The following is a 17405-nucleotide window of genomic DNA, read 5'->3' as shown; positions in this document are numbered from 1 at the left end:
ACAGTCAAATCTTTCGGTTTGGCTGTTTTTTTTATGATACGAATAAAGTGACTATACAGCGAATACCCGCAAGATGTGCCTTATTCCACAAATAAATTAATAGGTTTAATTGTTAAAATGTCAAATTAACAATAAAAATAGTAAAAATATTATCAAAAAGCCAAAAGCTTGTATGAAATAATGTAAGCGTATCCATAGTTATGGAAGGAGGTATTGTATCTTTCACAGCATGACAATACATAGTCAACGATGTACGAGAGGAATGTGATGGGACTAAATACCTTTGAAAGGAATGGTGGAACATGACAGGTAGAAGGAGCACTTTTAAACAACTTATTAGACTTTTAGCTATAACACTGCTTTTACTAGGGTTTGGGACACTGATCGGAATCAATCAGTCGCAAGCAGAAGAAATAACAAAAACAATAACGATCGATGGTAATGATGTAGATGAACACAATCGTTTTAAAGGTTTTGGTACGGTATCAGGCAATAATACTTCACGCTTATTACTCGATTACAAAGAAGAACACCCGGAAAAATACTGGGAGATTATGAATCAACTATTTAATAAAGAGACAGGGGCAGGATTAACTCATGTAAAAGTAGAATTAGGTGGAGATATCAATTCTTCCTCTGGTACAGAACCAGCAACAATGCGTTACGAAGATGAACCTGCCAATGTATTAAGAGGTGCAGGCTTTCAATTTGCTGCAGACGCGAAATCTATTAATCCAGCAATCACAACCGAGATTTTACGATGGGGTGAACCTCGCTGGACTTGGAATGGTGTAGCTAATCAAGATTATGAAAATCGCTATCAGTGGTACAAACAAACGATCGATGCTGTTAATGAAGAGTATGGCTTCCAATTAGATTATATCGGCATATCGCAAAATGAGAGAGCACAAAATGGTAATGGGAGAATTGATGTAGAATGGCTTGAGTATTTTACTTCAAGAATAAAGGAAGAACCCAATTATGAAGAAGATTATCAAGATATAAAGCTAGTTGCTGCAGATGGATATCGGGATACTGAGACAATTAGTGGTACGTTATTAGATAACCCTGACTTGATTGATGAAATTGATGTGATCAGTTCTCATTATGGTCTGACAGGTTCTAATGAACTTTCAGAATTACAAGACCAATTAATTGCAGAAGGTAAAGAACCAAAAGAGCTTTGGGTTTCAGAAGGGATCGCACCTATGATTAATGCTAGATATCGTGAGAACATGGAACCACATTACAATGGCCTTGGTGGACGTGGCGGTATTATAGATGTGACATCACGGATCATCTCTGTCTATTCGTGGGAAGGAGCAGGCAATCTGCCGTTAAATGCAGTTTCATTTGATTTTCAACCGTCTGTTGCTGCTTTTTACCAAGGTGCACAATACAATCCAAAGCATTTAATTAGTGCATTTGATCCTTGGTCAGGCTTTTATGAAGTAGATGGTGGCCTTCAGGGTGTCAGACATGTCATGAATTTTGTTGGCTATGATGATCCTTCCACAAAGGAAAATGAAAGATGGCAATATATAAAGAATGCCACGTACAGTGATGGTAATTTCTTTGACGGAGGAGTAGATGTAGACACCAGTACCCATAATTATATGACATTGAAAGATCCGGAAACGAACGATTACACTACTGTATTTGCCAACAACACGAAAGAAACACGTAAATATACGATTGATTTAGAAAACTTGGATGGAAAAGAGGATGCAGAAGTATTTGTTTGGGAGACTCGTGGGCCTGAAGAAGGACAAGATTATGATGAAAATTGGTTTCAACATATAAAAACGATTCAACCGGAAGATGGAACGTATGAGATTGAGGTAAAACCTTATTCGATCGTGACCATTTCTACGTTAGATAAAGAAGCGGAAATCGATGATTTTGCTTATCAATCCGATCCGGTAGATTTATCAGAAGATACGATTATGCCTTTACCTTACACAGACGATTTTGAGTATGATAAATATCCTGAAGATGAACAAGGAAGAGACTATATAGAACGCCGTGGAGGTACACCAAGGTATACAACTGATCAAATCGGTGCTTTTGAGGTAGTGAAAGAAGCAACAAAACCGGTGGAAAGTGGTAGCTTTGAAAGAACAAAACGCGAAATCCCGGACGCAGAAGAACACGGTAGTATGCTGCAACAAAAAATCACGCCAGATATTATCGGAGCAGATTGGGCTGTTTGGGGTGGAACAGACGGATCTGAAGCAAATGTTAATCCTAACACCAATATCGGAGATTTCCGCTGGGCAAATTATAAAGTATCATATGACTTTTTATTAGATACGCATACGCCAGAAGCAGAAGGCAGAGAGAATTATGCTTTAATTGGTGTTCGCCAAGTAAAATCTGAATGGTCTGACTCTCAGGCACCGTATAATGCCCGGATCTACAAGGATGGAAAGTACGAGATTTTGAAACTTGGTGATGTGGTTGAAGAAGGAACAGTAGAGTCGTTTGATAATACTATATGGCACAACTTAGCATTTGAAGCGAAAGGAAATATCTTTACCCTTTATCTTGATGATGAAGAAATAGCCTCTTACACGGATGAGGATTCAACTGTCATGTCTGGTAGAGTGACGTTAGGCTCAGGTTATTACGAAACACTTATCGATAATTTAAAAATTGAACCAATTAAGGGTTATGCATATGAATCATTGAAACTGGATAATGCCCAAGGTAAAATTTACGACACAGAGGAAGAGGCATTAGAAAACGATGATCCATGGAACCCAATTGGATATGTTGGTGAATGGGAATTTATTCAGGCTGGATATGGACACTATAATCGTACACAAATGAGCGCATCAAGTGACTACCCGGTTTGGAATGGCATTACTGTGGAGCATACAGATACTACCAATCAGCAAGGAACATTAAACAAAGTTTACTATTCAGGAGATTGGGGCTCTAATAGTGGTAACGCTTGGGGAAATGATGGTGATTCCTTTGAGATTACCTTTAAAGGAAATGCTATCCGATTGTATGGTGAAGCAAATCCATCGAATGGTACGGCAGATATTTATTTAGACGGTGAACTTGTCGGTGAAGCTGATTATTTGAATAATAGTTCGATAGTGAAAAAGGTTTGGGAAGCGACAGATCTGGAAGAAACTGAGCACACACTTAAAGTGGTTGCTAAAGAAGCTTATACAAGTTTTGTTCGAGCTGAAATAGAGACAGATGATCCGATTGACTTTGAAGCAGTAACAACATTAGCTCCCAATGACTTTACTGCAATAGCTGATGATTCAGAAATTGGAAATGAGGAAAATACAGTGTATGCATACCGTGAGAATGGCAACACCTGGGGGGCTAACAGCACTAATGCTTGGGCTGACTTTAACGATAATCCTTATATCTTCATCAACTTCACAGGTACGGGAATTGATTATCTTGCAGGTGCAGAAAATGAAACCACTTACCATGTGGAATTGGATGGTGAAAGTGTCGGTAATTTTGATGTAGAGGATGACGGTATCAGATACTCAGTCAGAGGATTAGAAGATAAACCCCATACGTTAAAAGTTTCTTTAGGTGACAATGAAGCAAAAGAACAATATATGGATTATCGCGGTGTCAACATTTACAGTACACCTGAAGAGAGTGAAGATATGATACTCTTTGATTTTAAAGGAAATGGCTTTAATCTATTTGGTGCAACTTCAGACGCATTAATAGATGTGTATATTGATGATCAATTAGTGGAGGAGGATTATCGAGTATATCCAAGAGGAGACAGACAAACCTCTTATCACATTCGAGGTCTGAAAAAGCAGAAGCATACAGCTAAAATAGTAGTGAAAGCCGGTAACTATGTGCTGGATGGAATTGATATTATTACAGGTGCTAGTCCAGCAGAAAAAAATAAAGAGAAGGACAAAAGTAAAAAAGATAAGAACAAAAATAAAGATAAGAAGAAAGACAAGAATAAAAAAGACAAGAACAAAGATAAAGATTTAGTAAAAGAAGCAGTAGAGACGTTAAAAGTTTATAATATTGATGATGTCCGTGGTAATTTGACATTACCAATCGAAGGAAAGCACGAAACAACTATCTCTTGGGTGTCAGAAGATCCATCTGTTATCACGACAACAGGTGAAGTGACACGCCCTGAACATGGAAAAGGCGACGTAGAAGTAACATTAACAGCGACTGTAGCACTCAATGGTAAGAAAGCAACCAAAGAATTTGTGGCAAATGTAAAAGAAATGCCCGAACCACTCGATTATCAAGGATATTTGTTTAGTTATTTTACCGGTGAAGGTTTCGAAAATGGTGAGCAAATATATTTTGCCTTGAGTGAAGGAAATGACCCTCTTCACTGGCAGCAACTTAATGATGGAGATCCCGTCATCACATCTAAATTAGGCGAAAAAGGTTTAAGAGATCCGTTTATTATTCGTTCTCCAGAAGGCGATAAATTTTACATGATTGCGACTGATTTAAAAATCAATGGTAATTGGGATTGGAATAGAGCGCAAACAGAAGGCAGCAGGTCAATCATGGTTTGGGAGTCGACTGATCTGGTGAATTGGTCTGAACAACGATTAGTAGAGGTAGCGCCTGAGGAGGCAGGAAATACGTGGGCCCCAGAGATCTTTTATGATGATACGATCGGTAAGTATGTCGTAATCTGGGCATCGAAACTGTATGACAGTGAAGAAGATAGAAACTCAGGAGATAGTTATCAACGTATGATGTATACAACAACAAGAGACTTCCATACATTTAGTGAACCTGAGGTTTACTTGGATTATGGTTACTCGATTATTGACACAACAATGGTTAAGCATGATGATAAGATTTATCGATTCACAAAGGATGAACGAGTAAACAATGAAGAAACGTCACCAAATGGTAAATTTATTTTCCAAGAGGTAGGAGATTCTGTACTTGACCCTGATTTTGAAATGATTACAGAAGGAATTGGTAAAGGAACGATTAGCCAAGGGGAAGGACCAGCAATATTTAAGTCCAACACAGAAGAAAAATGGTATTTATTTATTGACGAGTTTGGTGGCCAAGGCTATGTACCTTTTGAAACGACCGATTTAGATTCCGGAGAATGGACAGTAGCCGAAGATTTTGATTTACCTAGTCATCCACGTCATGGTACCGTTTTACCAATTACGCAGGAAGAATATGATGCATTACTTGAAAATGTACCAAGTGAAATAATAGAGTAGTTCTGGTTTATCGGTAGTGGGGGTAACTAAGATCATCATGAAGTTGATCAAAGACTTTACAGTTAATGGAACCATAGAATAGAACCTGAGTTTAGATATCAAGTTTAACAGAAAAGCTCCTAAGGATTATTCCTGGGAGCTTTTCTAAAAGAATAAAAAAAGCTGTTCAAGCATTTCATAAAGGATGCTAGAGAAAAGGTAATTCTTTAGTTTTTAGTCATAAGGGCTGAGCTTTTTTCTCAGTTTTCTTACGCGGAATCATGGCTTCCCCTATTAATGCTTATCACGCCAAAAGTTTAAGAGAAAAAATGATTATGAAGTTCGTCTTACATACTAAGTAAACAGGAATATAGGTTGATCATGAAAGTCAAATATCTATCGATAAAAGTAAAAATAGTGCTATTTTTACCAAAATGAAAGCGTTTATAATTTAAGTAAGGAAAGGAGGAGGCCATATGCAGTTTGATACATCAAGTGGTTTATTCAAAATTTGTGAATGGCTCTATCGTCTTGCATTACTCAATGTAATAGCAATTGGGTTTAGCTTACTAGGTGGTATTGTATTCGGATTGTTCCCGGCAATCACCGCTATGTTCGCATTAAATAATAAATGGATTCAAGCCGAAGAGTTTCCTGTCATCAAAGAATTCTGGAAAGCATATAAGAAGCACTTTGTGAAAAGTAATTTACTTGGAGGGCTTATAGTAGTCACCGCAATAGCCTTATACATTGATTTTGCGCTAGTTCAGAACTTTAGTGGAATGCTATATTATGTCATTCTTAGCAGCAGTTCAACGGTATTAATTTTAAGTGTTACTGTTTTATTATATGTGTTTAGTTTCATGATTACATTTCCGGAATTAGGCCTGATCAAACAAATGAGAAGAGCTATACAGCTGAGTACACTATTTCCAATACAAACGATCTGGATGGGGCTGTCATTAGTTAGCTTCCTTTTTATCTGTTGGGTGATTCCAGGGTTTTCTTTCTTATATTTAGGAAGTGGTTTAACCTTTATTGCCACGTATTTTAGCAATTACGCTCTGAAAAGGTTGGACAAATACAACATGTCACCATCCCAAAAGACAATTTTAGAAGAAAGAGGTGTTCTTCATGGCGAGTAACTCCGTCTCAACAACAGAGGAATTACATCAATCGAAAAAAACAAGAAAATCAAAAATCGAAAAAAGTGAAAATCTCGTTGGTTTATTATTTGTTTCACCAATGTTACTAGGAATATCTGTTATTGTGTTATTCCCAATTGTTGCCACATTTATCTTGGCTTTCGCAGATTGGAAGTTTGTCACTGGGATTGATCAGTTACAATGGATTGGATTTGATAACTTTGTAGCTTTAGCAAGTGATGAGAAATTTATCAAATCGGTTATCAATAATGCGATCTTTATATTTACTGTGCCAATCACAATGCTATGTGCGCTTTTTTTGGCTATTATTATTGATAAAAATGTCTATTTAAAAAGTTATTTTAAAGTAGCTTTTTTTATGCCGTACATTTCAAGTGTTGTCGCAATCGCTGTTGTATGGCAAGTGCTTTTTCATCCATCTCAGGGGCCGATTAATCAAGTATTAATGACACTGGGAATTGAAAATCCGCCAACATGGATTTCTGACCCCAATTTTGCCCTTATTTCGTTAATGATTATTCATATATGGATCTCGATCGGCTTTAGCCTAATTGTCTATATTGCAGGGTTACAGTCAATACCGAAAGAATTGTATGAAGCCGCTGATATTGATGGTGCCAATAGCTGGTACAAATTTAGAAATATAACCTTCCCATTAATATCGCCAACATCATTCTTTTTGTTAATTACAGGTATTATTGCTTCTTTTAAAGTGTTTGATCTTATAGCTGTACTAACAGAGGGTGGACCACTCAATTCAACAACAATGCTTGTATGGCATTTATACGAAAGAGCGTTCCTTGACCTAGATGTTGGTTATGCTTCAGCGATAGCTGTTGTATTGTTCTTATTCGTATTTTCGATCACGATTATCCAATGGATCGGACAGAAAAAATGGGTGAATTACTAAGAGAAAGGATGTGTTTGGATGCAAAAACAAAGAAAATGGGATGCCAAGAAAATTATCAGTACAATTATCTTATTCTTTTGTAGTATAGCTTTCTTATTACCGTTTATCTGGATGTTATCAACATCATTAAAAATTGAAGCAGATGTTTTTAAATATCCGATCGAATGGATTCCATCGAGATGGAATGCCGCAAGCAACTATCAGGAAGTCTGGTTTGGTGATCATCCCTTTTATTTATATTACTGGAATTCGATTAAAGTAGCTGTCTGTACCACTTTAATATCGGTAGTTGTATCATCTTTAGCTGCTTATGGTTTTTCAAAAGTAAGATTCCCTGCTGGTGCATGGTTATTTATTATTGTACTGGCAACATATATGGTGCCACCACAAGCAAGTTTGGTACCTCAGTTTATTTTGTATCGTTATTTAGGGTTGTTTGACACACATATTGGTTTAATATTACTAGGTAGCTTCAGTGTGTTAGGAACCTTTATGCTCCGGCAGTTTTTCATCGGTATTCATAATGACTTTATTGATGCAGCCAAAATTGATGGTGCAGGACATTGGCGAATATTTTGGCGAATTGCTTTACCGATTGTACGACCAGCAGTCGCAACATATGCCATACTCCGTTTTATCTGGACGTGGAACGATTATCAAAATCCGTTAATTTTCCTACGTACCGACGCATTGTATACGATTCAATTAGCGATGCAAAAATTTACAACTATTAATGGTAGTTTTTATACTTTAATTATGGCAGCAGCTGTATCAGCTATTTTACCACTATTAATTGTCTTTATCTTAGGTCAAAAACATGTTATTGATGGTATTGCCTTGGGTGGAGTAAAAGGGTAAAGTAAAAAAAGTGTTGTTAAAGGTAAAAAAAGTGATATGTTTGCTAAAGAGTAATTTGTTAGCATCATTAGTGTAAGGGTTTTCAATAATATTATAGGGGGTTTGAAAATGAAAAATAAGTTACTGCTCTTATTATTAAGTATGACATTATTCCTCGGCATCTTGGCAGCTTGTAGCAGTAGTGAGGATGAACCAGCTACAAGCTCTGATTCAGAAGGAGATAATACCGAACAACAAGAAAGTGACAATGATGGTGAAGAAGCGAGCTCTGATGAACCAGTAAAAATTATGTTTCACACACATGGCAATGAAGCGTCTTATAACTGGTCGGAAACCATTCCAGCATTTGAAGAAGAACATCCAAATATTGAAGTGGAGCTCGTCATTTTAAGTGAAAAAGGGGATACAAATGAAGCATTGCAGAAATTAGACCTTGCAGCATCATCTGGTGAACAATTAGATGTGTTGATGTTTAGTGATCCTGCTTCGTATGCACAACGCGTTGACTTAGGTATGGTTGCTCCGATTGATGAATTTATTGAAGAAGAAGGATATGAGGTAACAGAGGAGTATAAAGTAAATACACAATTGGGAGATCAGTATTATGCTCTTCCAGGTAAATTCAACCCTTGGTATGTATTGGTAAACCAAGACCATTTAGATGAAGCAGGCTTAGAAATGCCTACAGATTGGACTTGGGATGAATTTGCTGACTATGCCAATCAATTAACAACAGATGAGCACTATGGAACGTTCTTTCATGGACCGCAAAATGGCGGCTGGATGGAATATTTAAAATTAGCTTTAGCGAGTAAACCAGAGGAAACAGAATTACTAAAAGCAGATGGAAGCTCTAACTTTGAGGATCCAATGTTTAAGAAGACATTAGAGCTTCGCTGGCAAATGGAGAAAGAAGATCAGTCTGCTACACCATATACAGACATTATGTCCCAACAATTACACTATCGCGATACCTTCTTTAATCAAGAAGCAAGTCTCGTTATGATCGGAAGCTGGATGAATACAGAACTTGGTGGCACAGATCAATTCCCACTAGACTTTAATGTCGGGATAGCACCATATCCGAAAAATAATCCAGATGATGAAGGTGGCTATACACCGGTTACAACAGACTATATGGCGGTCGCTTCTAATTCTGAACATAAGGAAGCAGCTTACGAGTTTATTCGTTGGTATACAACGGAAGGTCAAATCGTTCAAGGTAAAAATATTCCTTCTTGGAATGGTGTAGGTGATGATGAATTAGAGAATATTGTCGATATTATTTTAGACGATACCAATAACCCAGAAAAAGTAGATAAAGAGGCACTAATTTCCGTTTTACAAAACTCAAAAGCATCTAAACTAATTCCGCCAGCTCCATATCAGGCTGAAATCTATCAGATGGCTAATGATGAATATGAGAAACTCATTTATGAGGAACAAAATGTCGATGAAACGATTGATGCCATGCATGAGCAAGCTCAGGAAATCATCGAAAACAATCAATAACCTTGAAATGACTTAGTTGAAGCGTTTACAATTAATATAAGGGACGTTAATTCCGTTGTCCCCTAACATTCTTGTATTAGAGGAGGATGATGATGTGGACTAACTACCGGAGATTAACGTCTCCTTCTTTTCGTTCCAAAGTATTTCTCGCATCTTTTATATGTATTGGAATTCCCGTATTATTAACATTATCCATATACAGCTACTTAACAAGAGATGCAGTAGAAGAACAAGCGATGCAAAACGCAAAGAAAGAGCTTGATTTAACCGAAGAAAATGTTGGTAGAGTGATAGATGATGTGATCAATGCTTCCAATTTTGTTCAAATTGACTCAGAATTGAATACAATCCTTAAAAATAAATCGAACCTAACCTTGAATGAAGTCGACAATCAGAGTTATACGGAATATTTAGAAGACCGTCAAGTACGGAAAACCATTGAAAATATAACTTTATTAGGTGAAAAATCCTATGTGACGATATTATTGAAAAATGGCCAATATTATACGAATTATTCTACTGGGCAATTTGATCCTAATTCGTTCTATCAAGAGCAATGGTTTAAGGAATTAAGTTCTTTAAACGGCTTTGAATCTTACTGGTCTGGTGTGGAACCAACAATGCTGACGTATGAACGAATCCAAAGTCCCTATCAACTATCTGTTGCCAGAACGTTACGTGATAGTAACAGTGGCATTTATGGATATGTTATTGTCACCTTACTGGAAACAAAAATTCGAAATATTTTAAACAATCAAAACCCATCTGAAGAAATCATGCTTGTTGATGACCAAAATCAGATATTATCCCATAAAGATCCTGAACTGATAGGTGAACAAGCAACGATATTAGCGGATATCCCGTTAACGGATAGTTCACAAATAGCCGAATGGAACGGAAAAAAATATGTGATCACCCATAAATCATTAACATTTAATGACTGGAGGTTGGTCTCTGTTCTTCCGTATAAAGCAGCTACTTCCAATATTAATTCGATTTTCTCAGAAGTATTTTTATTATTAGCTGTATCCTTTGCAATATTTTTTGTTATTTTAGCCTATCTAATGAACAGAATTACCAAACCATTAAGACACTTGGATAAAGTGGTGAAGAAGGTGCAAACAGGTGATTTGAGTGTACGAGCAAACGTAAACAGTCATGACGAAATTGGTCAATTCTCTCATTCATTGAACCATATGCTCGATCGAGTCAATACGATGATTGATGAAGTAAATCAAACGCATAAAAGAAAACGAAAAGCAGAATTAGCCATGCTTCAGGCTCAAATTAATCCGCACTTTTTATTCAATGTGTTGAATTCGATTCGCATGAAAGTTTTTAGATTTGGTGATAAGGAAAGTGCCGGCATGATTCAGTCTCTTTCGAAGTTGTTACGCTGGACCATTGATAATAAAGAAGATCAAATCACGTTATTCGATGAAATAAGTTTAATGAAAGATTACGTTAATTTAATGAATATGAGACAGAAAAATAAAGTAGAATTGGAGATAAATGTAACAGATGAAGCATATCAGCAACTAGTGCCAAGATTTTTATTACAACCTTTGATAGAGAATTCGATTATTCATGGTCTGAACCAAGGTTCCGGTCAAATTATTATCACAGCGGACATCCATAATGAGGTGCTTCAACTTAGCATACGTGATAATGGAGAAGGGATTAGTCCACAACAATTAGCTAAATTGAATGAGGAATTACGTTCATCGACAACGACCAAACGTTCGAATAAAGGATTTTCGAGTATCGGTATGGCAAATGTATACGAACGATTACAGCTTTCTTATCGCGTGAGTCCTGAAATGAACATAGAAAGTAAGTTGAAGGTAGGTACAATGATAACGATAAAGATTCCTTTAGGTGGTGAAGGTCATGTACAAAGTCATGTTAGTTGATGATGATTATCCAACGATTGAGTTTTTATCTGAAACGATTAATTGGGAGGAATTAGGCTTACAATTATCCAGTACACATGAGAATGGCTTACATGCCTTTCAATATGCAAAAAAAGAGATGCCTGATATTCTAATTACGGATATAGGCATGCCAAAGATGGATGGCATCGAGCTTATAAAAGAAATAAAAAAATGGAACCCGAATATTCAAGTAGCCATTATCTCTTGTCATAACGAATTTTCATATGCCCAGCAAGCGATTAAATTAGATGTCCAGGATTATATATTAAAGGAATCACTTAATCCAGAAGATGTAGAAGAGATTTTAATAGCTTGTAAAAGGCGATTGGATAATGATACTTCCAAAGTTGTAGAAGTAAAACAATTAAGGCATAAAGTGAAAATGAATTATGATATCGAAAACCAAAAACTATTGCGACAGCTCATGCAAGGCTCTTCTAATAAATTATTGGAAATATTCGATCAAAGTGTGCAATATATTCCTGTATATTTTTATGTAAATGCTTATTATCAAGTGAAGAAAAACTTTATTTCGGATGATACCTTACAATTTGCAATTTATAACATTATGAGAGAAATAATTAATAAGAAAGAGTTGAATAAGATTTTATGCATTCATTATGAGCAAAACAAAGGCTTTCTCTTCTATCCAGATTATTTTTCGATCAAATATGATATTTTCGGAGAATTACGTGATTTATTGAAAGAGTTACAACATTCATTGAACCATTTTTTGAATATACAGGTAAGTTTCCTGATAGGAAATAAAACGGATGTGAGTTTATTAAAGTCAGCCATTATTTCTTTAGTGAATAATGAGAAACAAATTTTTTTCACTCGTAACCATACCATAGTGAATGCAGAGGAAATAACTAGAACTTATCATGGACAAGAGATTTTTCAATATTATCAGGATGTGGCAAACGAACTGAAAAAGGCCATGTTCCAACGTGATCTTGTGTCGTTCAAAGAAAACTTGGCCAAATGGATAGAATTTTGTATTGCAAAGCAGTATGAGCCAAAGGTTGTTAAAGAATGGTTTCTCCGAATGATTTTAGACTTGAACATAAGATTGCGGACGATTCCGTATTTTCAATCTAATTACCATGTGGAGTCCATCCAAGAAGAGGTTTTTCTGTTAGATACGATATATGAATTACACGATTGGCTGAATAACTATGCTGAAAAATGCCTAAAAGAAACGACACAGCAATTAAAAAATAATTATCATCAAGATGTCGTCAATGCCTGTTATTATGTTGCAGATAATATTGAGAAAAAATTATCGTTAGATGAAGTGGCAGAATACTTATATTTAAATGCTAGTTATTTTAGCAGACTATTCAAAAAAGAAATGCAGATTACTTTTGTAGAATATGTCAAACAGAGAAAAGTAGAAAGGGCTAAAGAGTTATTGGAATTAACCAATGACTCGGTTGGACAAATATGTGAACAACTTGGTTACGACAATCAAAGTTATTTTATTAAAATTTTCAAGAAGCAGGCAGGGTGTACACCATTAGAATACAGAGGACGTAAATGGAATGGGGCTAATGTGAAATGAATAGTAGCTTTATAGCACAATTGAAGAAGGATGCTGAGCATTTTCTGCATACACCAGCTGACAACATCAGCTTTAATACGTACCGGCAATTTATGCGAAACGGCGATCGGCAAATGTACGAAACACAGTATTTTCTGCGGCGAAAAAGATTAACGACATTTGGTTTACTTCACTACCTGTACCCAGAAACGAAAACGTATACAGATGCGTTAGAAAATGAGATATGGCTAGTATGTAATGAATTTACGTGGTGCTTGCCTGCACACCTAGACAGACAATTTGAAGAGCAAGATTATCAAACATATCGACAAACTGCTCAACTGCAATATTCTGTTGACCTTTTTGCGGCAGAGACAGCTTTTACACTAGCCGAACTTATTGATCTGTTTGGTGAACAACTGGATGATTTTCTAGTAGAAAAGATAAAAATTGAGATCGATCGCCGAGTTTTCACTCCTTTTCTAGAACGATCTTTTCATTGGGAGAAAGCCACACATAATTGGGCATCTGTCTGCGGTGGATCAATTGGAGCGGCAGCGCTATATATACTAAATGGTGATTGTAGGCAAAACCAAATAATCAAGAGAGTGATCCAAACGATGGAATATTATTTAGCAGGCTTCGAGGATGATGGGGCGTGTACGGAAGGCTACGGCTACTGGCAATACGGTTTCGGTTATTTTGTCTATTTCGCTGATCTATTAGAGCGTTTTCGGGACATTAATTTATTCGAACGTCCCAAAGTAAAAGCGATTGCTTCTTTTCAGCAAAAAATATTTTTGGATGGCAATCACGTCGTCAATTTCTCAGATGCTGAACCAACTGCTGCTCCGATGCTCGGATTCAGCCATTTTTTGCATAAAAAATTCGCCGAAGTACATGTACCAAACGAGAGTGTAGCGTTGACAAATGCTGTTGATCATTGTGGTAGGTGGGCACCTGCTATCCGCGAGTTAAGCTGGTATGACCCAAATCTCAAGGGAGGGGAATGGCCACAAGGGAACTACTTGATGGAACAGGCTGCTATCTTTTTATCGCGAATCGAGCAACATGCATTTGCTGTCAAGGCTGGTCATAATGACGAACCACACAACCATAATGATATCGGGCATTTTATCCTTTATGGTCATGGAGAGGTGTTTTTGCGAGATTTAGGCTCTGGTGAGTATCATAAAGATTATTTTAGTGATAAACGCTATCAATTTATCTGCAACAGTGCAGCAGGTCATTCTGTTCCTGTTATTAATGGAGTCTATCAGCAAGAAGGTGCTCAATTTTCTGGTGAAATCACCCAAATCAAAGAAAGTAGCGGTAAGGACGAGCTTGCATTAGATTTAAGCGATGCATACAGCGAGCAACTACAATTTATTCGCAAATTTAATTGGGATAAATCAGATAGACCAAAGTTAATAGTTATCGACGAGTTTGCATTGGAAACGGAACCAGCTTCTTTGGTGGAATCTTTTATTGCAGCGGATCTTCCCTTTGAACAGCAAGAGGATAGAATTTATTTAAAAGGTGATCAGGAAACCTTGGAAATAACGTTTGATAAAGATAAAGTACAATCAAGTGTGGAAAGGAAAAGTTTTCGAAATCATCAGGGTAAAATAGAATATTATTTACAAATATTATGTGAAGTTATTAGCCTAGATAAAGATATTACACTTCGATTTGAATTTAAGTTTTAGGAGGAACATGATGGTGAAGCAGAATCCTTTACAGACGAAAAAAGATGTAGAGAAAGTATTACTAGATATGTGGGCACCGCTTGAGCCATATTATGATCAAACAAACTCACGGATAAGAGTGGGGCAGACAGCTGCAGCCTACTCGGAAAGTGTAGCGGGACTTGAATGTTTTTCAAGAGTTTTATGGGGAGCAGCCCCTTTTATTGCATCTCATGGCAGTACTACATTATGGTCGAAACATTTGCAAGGTATTGTAAATGGTACAGATCGAGAGAGTGAAGGCTACTGGGGCGAAATCCATGATTATGATCAGCGCATCGTCGAGATGGCAGCCTTTGGTTATGCCTTGTGTTTAGCTCCGGAACAAGTTTGGGAACCATTAAGCGAAGATCAACAAGACAATCTAATAAACTGGTTATCTCAAATCAATCAGCACGCAGCCCATGATTGTAACTGGTTATTTTTCGCAGTAATCGTGAACATCGGCTTGAAACAAGTTGGAGCACCATACGATCAAGCAACCATTGAACATAATTTAAACAGGATTGATGATTTTTACTTAGGTGACGGTTGGTATAAGGATGGCGAAGTAGCCCATGTCGATTATTACACACCTTTTGCACTTCATTATTATGGTCTGTTCTATGCTACCGTCATGGAAAAAGATGACCCTGAACGTGCGAAGGTCTATAAAGAAAGAGCTATTTTGTTTGCAAGGGATTTTCTCCACTGGTTTAGTGAGGATGGACGGGCACTTCCGTATGGACGTAGTCTAACCTATCGATTTGCCCAATGTTCGTTCTGGAGTGCTTATGTCTATGCAGGTTTAGATGATATTCCTTTAGGTACTGTCAAAGGCATCATTCTCAGACATTTTCGCTACTGGTGTAAACAAGATATTTTTCAGCCTGATGGTACACTATCAATTGGCTATCATTATCCAAATCTTCTAATGGCAGAAAACTATAATGCGCCAGGCTCACCGTACTGGGCATTTAAATCGTTTCTTCTATTAGCTTTGCCTGAGGATCATCCTTTTTGGCAAGTGGATGAGCAGCCATTACCTTCGCTACCAAAATCAAAACGACTAGCAAAAGCTTCCTTAGTAATTAAACGTCATGACGAACATGTTGTAGCTTTCACTTCCGGTTATCAGCATACAAATGCACATACTCATACGTCCAGCAAATATGAAAAGTTTGCTTATTCGAATTATTTTGGTTTTAGTGTACCACGTGGAGAGTGGGGATTGGATCAAGGTGCCTTTGATAATATGTTAGCACTCAGTGAACAAGATCAATTGTTTCGCGTTAAGAGACAAGTCATGGAGAAAAAGGTAGAGAATGATTATATCTATATGGTGTGGGCGCCGTGGCAAGATGTTGACATTCGTACATGGATCATTCCTGGATTACCGTGGCACATACGTATTCATGAAATTACCTCCAAACGACCACTGGACATAGCTGATGGAGGGTTTGCGCTTGGATTATCAGAATCCGGTATTACTATAGATGAGAAGTCAGTGACAACAGACCATGGACAAGTGTCAGCTATAGCCCTTAGTGGAGATGCTGAAAATAAGCATATTTATCCGAATGCCAATACGAATTTGATGCAAAAACGAACGGTAATTCCAACACTAACAAAATCATTAAACAAGGGAACTCATCTATTTGTACATGCCTTTTACGGATCACCGACACAAGCGAAAGCAGAGTTGCCAAGATTAGAGAACGGGATTATTTATTTAGAAGACAAAGAGTGGAAATTGGCTGATTTAATAGAGAAGCGGGGATAATCCTCGCTTCTATTGATATAGTTGCCAGTAAATGCCTCGGAGTTGCCAGTAAAATCGAAAAGTTGCCAGTAAAAGGTCCGGAGTTGCCAGTAAAATCGAAAAGTTGCCAGTAAATACCCTGAAGTTGCTAGTAAATGTTCTTGAAATAATAGTCACGCATGAATGTGAAGTTACGGTAAGTTTAAAAAGTTGAGGAAAACCTGTCAAAACCTTCAATCATTAAGCCCCAAAATATTCATAATGTACCATATCTTCTTTTGGTATATGCTTTTTCGGTGGCTTTGTCTCAGCTGGATAACCAAGACCGATGATGGCCACTACTTGTCGATCTGCAGGAATAGCTAAGATTTTTCTGGCATGACTTTCACGTTTCTCTGATTCTTCGGCGTCCTCTGCATGATAGATTGCACCGAAAGCACCAACTAATCCTTGTTCTACTGCCGCTAACCAGCAATATCCAGCTGCAATGGAACTGTCCTGTAACCAATACTTACTAACATTTGGTCGACCGGTGATAGCAACTGCTGCCTTAGCGTCGGCAATCCATGGCATAAACGGTGTAGTGTCTTTTAAAGCAGCTAATTTTTCTGGATCAGTTATCACGATAATATCTTTGGATGGTAAATTATTTCCGGTAGGAGCAAAATAGGTAGCATCAACTACTGCTTCCAATACTTCCTTATCAATCTCACGATCTAGGTATCTTGTAATTTCTCTTCTGTTTTTAATAGCTTCTATTACGTCCATACAATCCCTCCTATTCCATTTACTATT

Annotated in this window: 10 protein-coding genes; 9 read left to right on the top strand and 1 reads right to left on the bottom strand. The window is 37.2% G+C overall.

Translation table 11 applies throughout. From position 1 onward, the window contains the following. Positions 1-302 precede the first annotated feature (302 nt). From GH715_RS04155 to GH715_RS04115, 9 genes are all read left to right on the top strand, one after another. On the top strand, positions 303-5219 hold the full coding sequence (locus tag GH715_RS04155; protein ID WP_153834376.1) for an immunoglobulin-like domain-containing protein: 4917 nt from the start codon (positions 303-305) through the stop codon (positions 5217-5219). Positions 5220-5674: 455 nt separating this feature from the next. Beyond that, positions 5675-6343, top strand: coding sequence for a YesL family protein (locus tag GH715_RS04150; protein WP_153834375.1), 669 nt, complete (start codon positions 5675-5677; stop codon positions 6341-6343). Further along, positions 6333-7274 (top strand): carbohydrate ABC transporter permease, encoded by a 942-nt coding sequence (locus tag GH715_RS04145; RefSeq protein WP_153834374.1) that lies wholly within the window; start codon positions 6333-6335, stop codon positions 7272-7274. The genes GH715_RS04150 and GH715_RS04145 overlap by 11 nt, the downstream gene beginning before the upstream one ends. Positions 7275-7292: 18 nt before the next feature. Continuing rightward, positions 7293-8132 carry a carbohydrate ABC transporter permease gene (locus GH715_RS04140; RefSeq protein ID WP_018931170.1) on the top strand — a complete coding sequence of 280 codons (840 nt, stop codon included), beginning with the start codon at positions 7293-7295 and terminating at the stop codon, positions 8130-8132. A gap of 108 nt (positions 8133-8240) precedes the next feature. After that, the gene (locus GH715_RS04135; RefSeq protein ID WP_153834373.1) at positions 8241-9644 is read left to right on the top strand and encodes an ABC transporter substrate-binding protein; all 1404 of its coding nucleotides are present in this window, start codon (positions 8241-8243) and stop codon (positions 9642-9644) included. A gap of 92 nt (positions 9645-9736) precedes the next feature. Then, positions 9737-11557, top strand: coding sequence for a sensor histidine kinase (locus GH715_RS04130; RefSeq protein ID WP_153834372.1), 1821 nt, complete (start codon positions 9737-9739; stop codon positions 11555-11557). Further along, a complete protein-coding gene (locus tag GH715_RS04125; protein WP_153834371.1) occupies positions 11535-13142 on the top strand; it encodes a response regulator transcription factor in 1608 nt (535 codons plus the stop codon). The genes GH715_RS04130 and GH715_RS04125 overlap by 23 nt, the downstream gene beginning before the upstream one ends. Next, entirely contained in the window at positions 13139-14830 is a 1692-nt protein-coding gene (locus tag GH715_RS04120) for a heparinase II/III domain-containing protein (protein WP_153834370.1), read from the top strand. The genes GH715_RS04125 and GH715_RS04120 overlap by 4 nt, the downstream gene beginning before the upstream one ends. A 10-nt stretch (positions 14831-14840) precedes the next feature. Next, on the top strand, positions 14841-16631 hold the full coding sequence (locus GH715_RS04115; protein ID WP_163578448.1) for a DUF2264 domain-containing protein: 1791 nt from the start codon (positions 14841-14843) through the stop codon (positions 16629-16631). A gap of 219 nt (positions 16632-16850) precedes the next feature. On the opposite strand, the gene GH715_RS04110 is transcribed toward GH715_RS04115, so the two are convergent. Beyond that, on the bottom strand, positions 16851-17378 hold the full coding sequence (locus tag GH715_RS04110) for a nitroreductase family protein (RefSeq protein WP_153834368.1): 528 nt from the start codon (positions 17376-17378) through the stop codon (positions 16851-16853). Positions 17379-17405 lie beyond the last annotated feature (27 nt).

Source organism: Gracilibacillus thailandensis (genome assembly GCF_010994055.1).
GTDB classification, from domain to species: domain Bacteria; phylum Bacillota; class Bacilli; order Bacillales; family Amphibacillaceae; genus Gracilibacillus; species Gracilibacillus lacisalsi.
This window is presented reverse-complemented; position numbering and strand designations above follow the sequence as displayed.

Coding starts and splice junctions, on each gene's coding strand:
- GH715_RS04140 (WP_018931170.1), top strand. CDS start 7,293: ATGCAAAAACAAAGAAAATGGGATGCCAAGAAAATTATCAGTACAATT.
- GH715_RS04135 (WP_153834373.1), top strand. CDS start 8,241: ATGAAAAATAAGTTACTGCTCTTATTATTAAGTATGACATTATTCCTC.
- GH715_RS04155 (WP_153834376.1), top strand. CDS start 303: ATGACAGGTAGAAGGAGCACTTTTAAACAACTTATTAGACTTTTAGCT.
- GH715_RS04110 (WP_153834368.1), bottom strand. CDS start 17,378: ATGGACGTAATAGAAGCTATTAAAAACAGAAGAGAAATTACAAGATAC.
- GH715_RS04150 (WP_153834375.1), top strand. CDS start 5,675: ATGCAGTTTGATACATCAAGTGGTTTATTCAAAATTTGTGAATGGCTC.
- GH715_RS04125 (WP_153834371.1), top strand. CDS start 11,535: ATGTACAAAGTCATGTTAGTTGATGATGATTATCCAACGATTGAGTTT.
- GH715_RS04145 (WP_153834374.1), top strand. CDS start 6,333: ATGGCGAGTAACTCCGTCTCAACAACAGAGGAATTACATCAATCGAAA.
- GH715_RS04120 (WP_153834370.1), top strand. CDS start 13,139: ATGAATAGTAGCTTTATAGCACAATTGAAGAAGGATGCTGAGCATTTT.
- GH715_RS04130 (WP_153834372.1), top strand. CDS start 9,737: ATGTGGACTAACTACCGGAGATTAACGTCTCCTTCTTTTCGTTCCAAA.
- GH715_RS04115 (WP_163578448.1), top strand. CDS start 14,841: ATGGTGAAGCAGAATCCTTTACAGACGAAAAAAGATGTAGAGAAAGTA.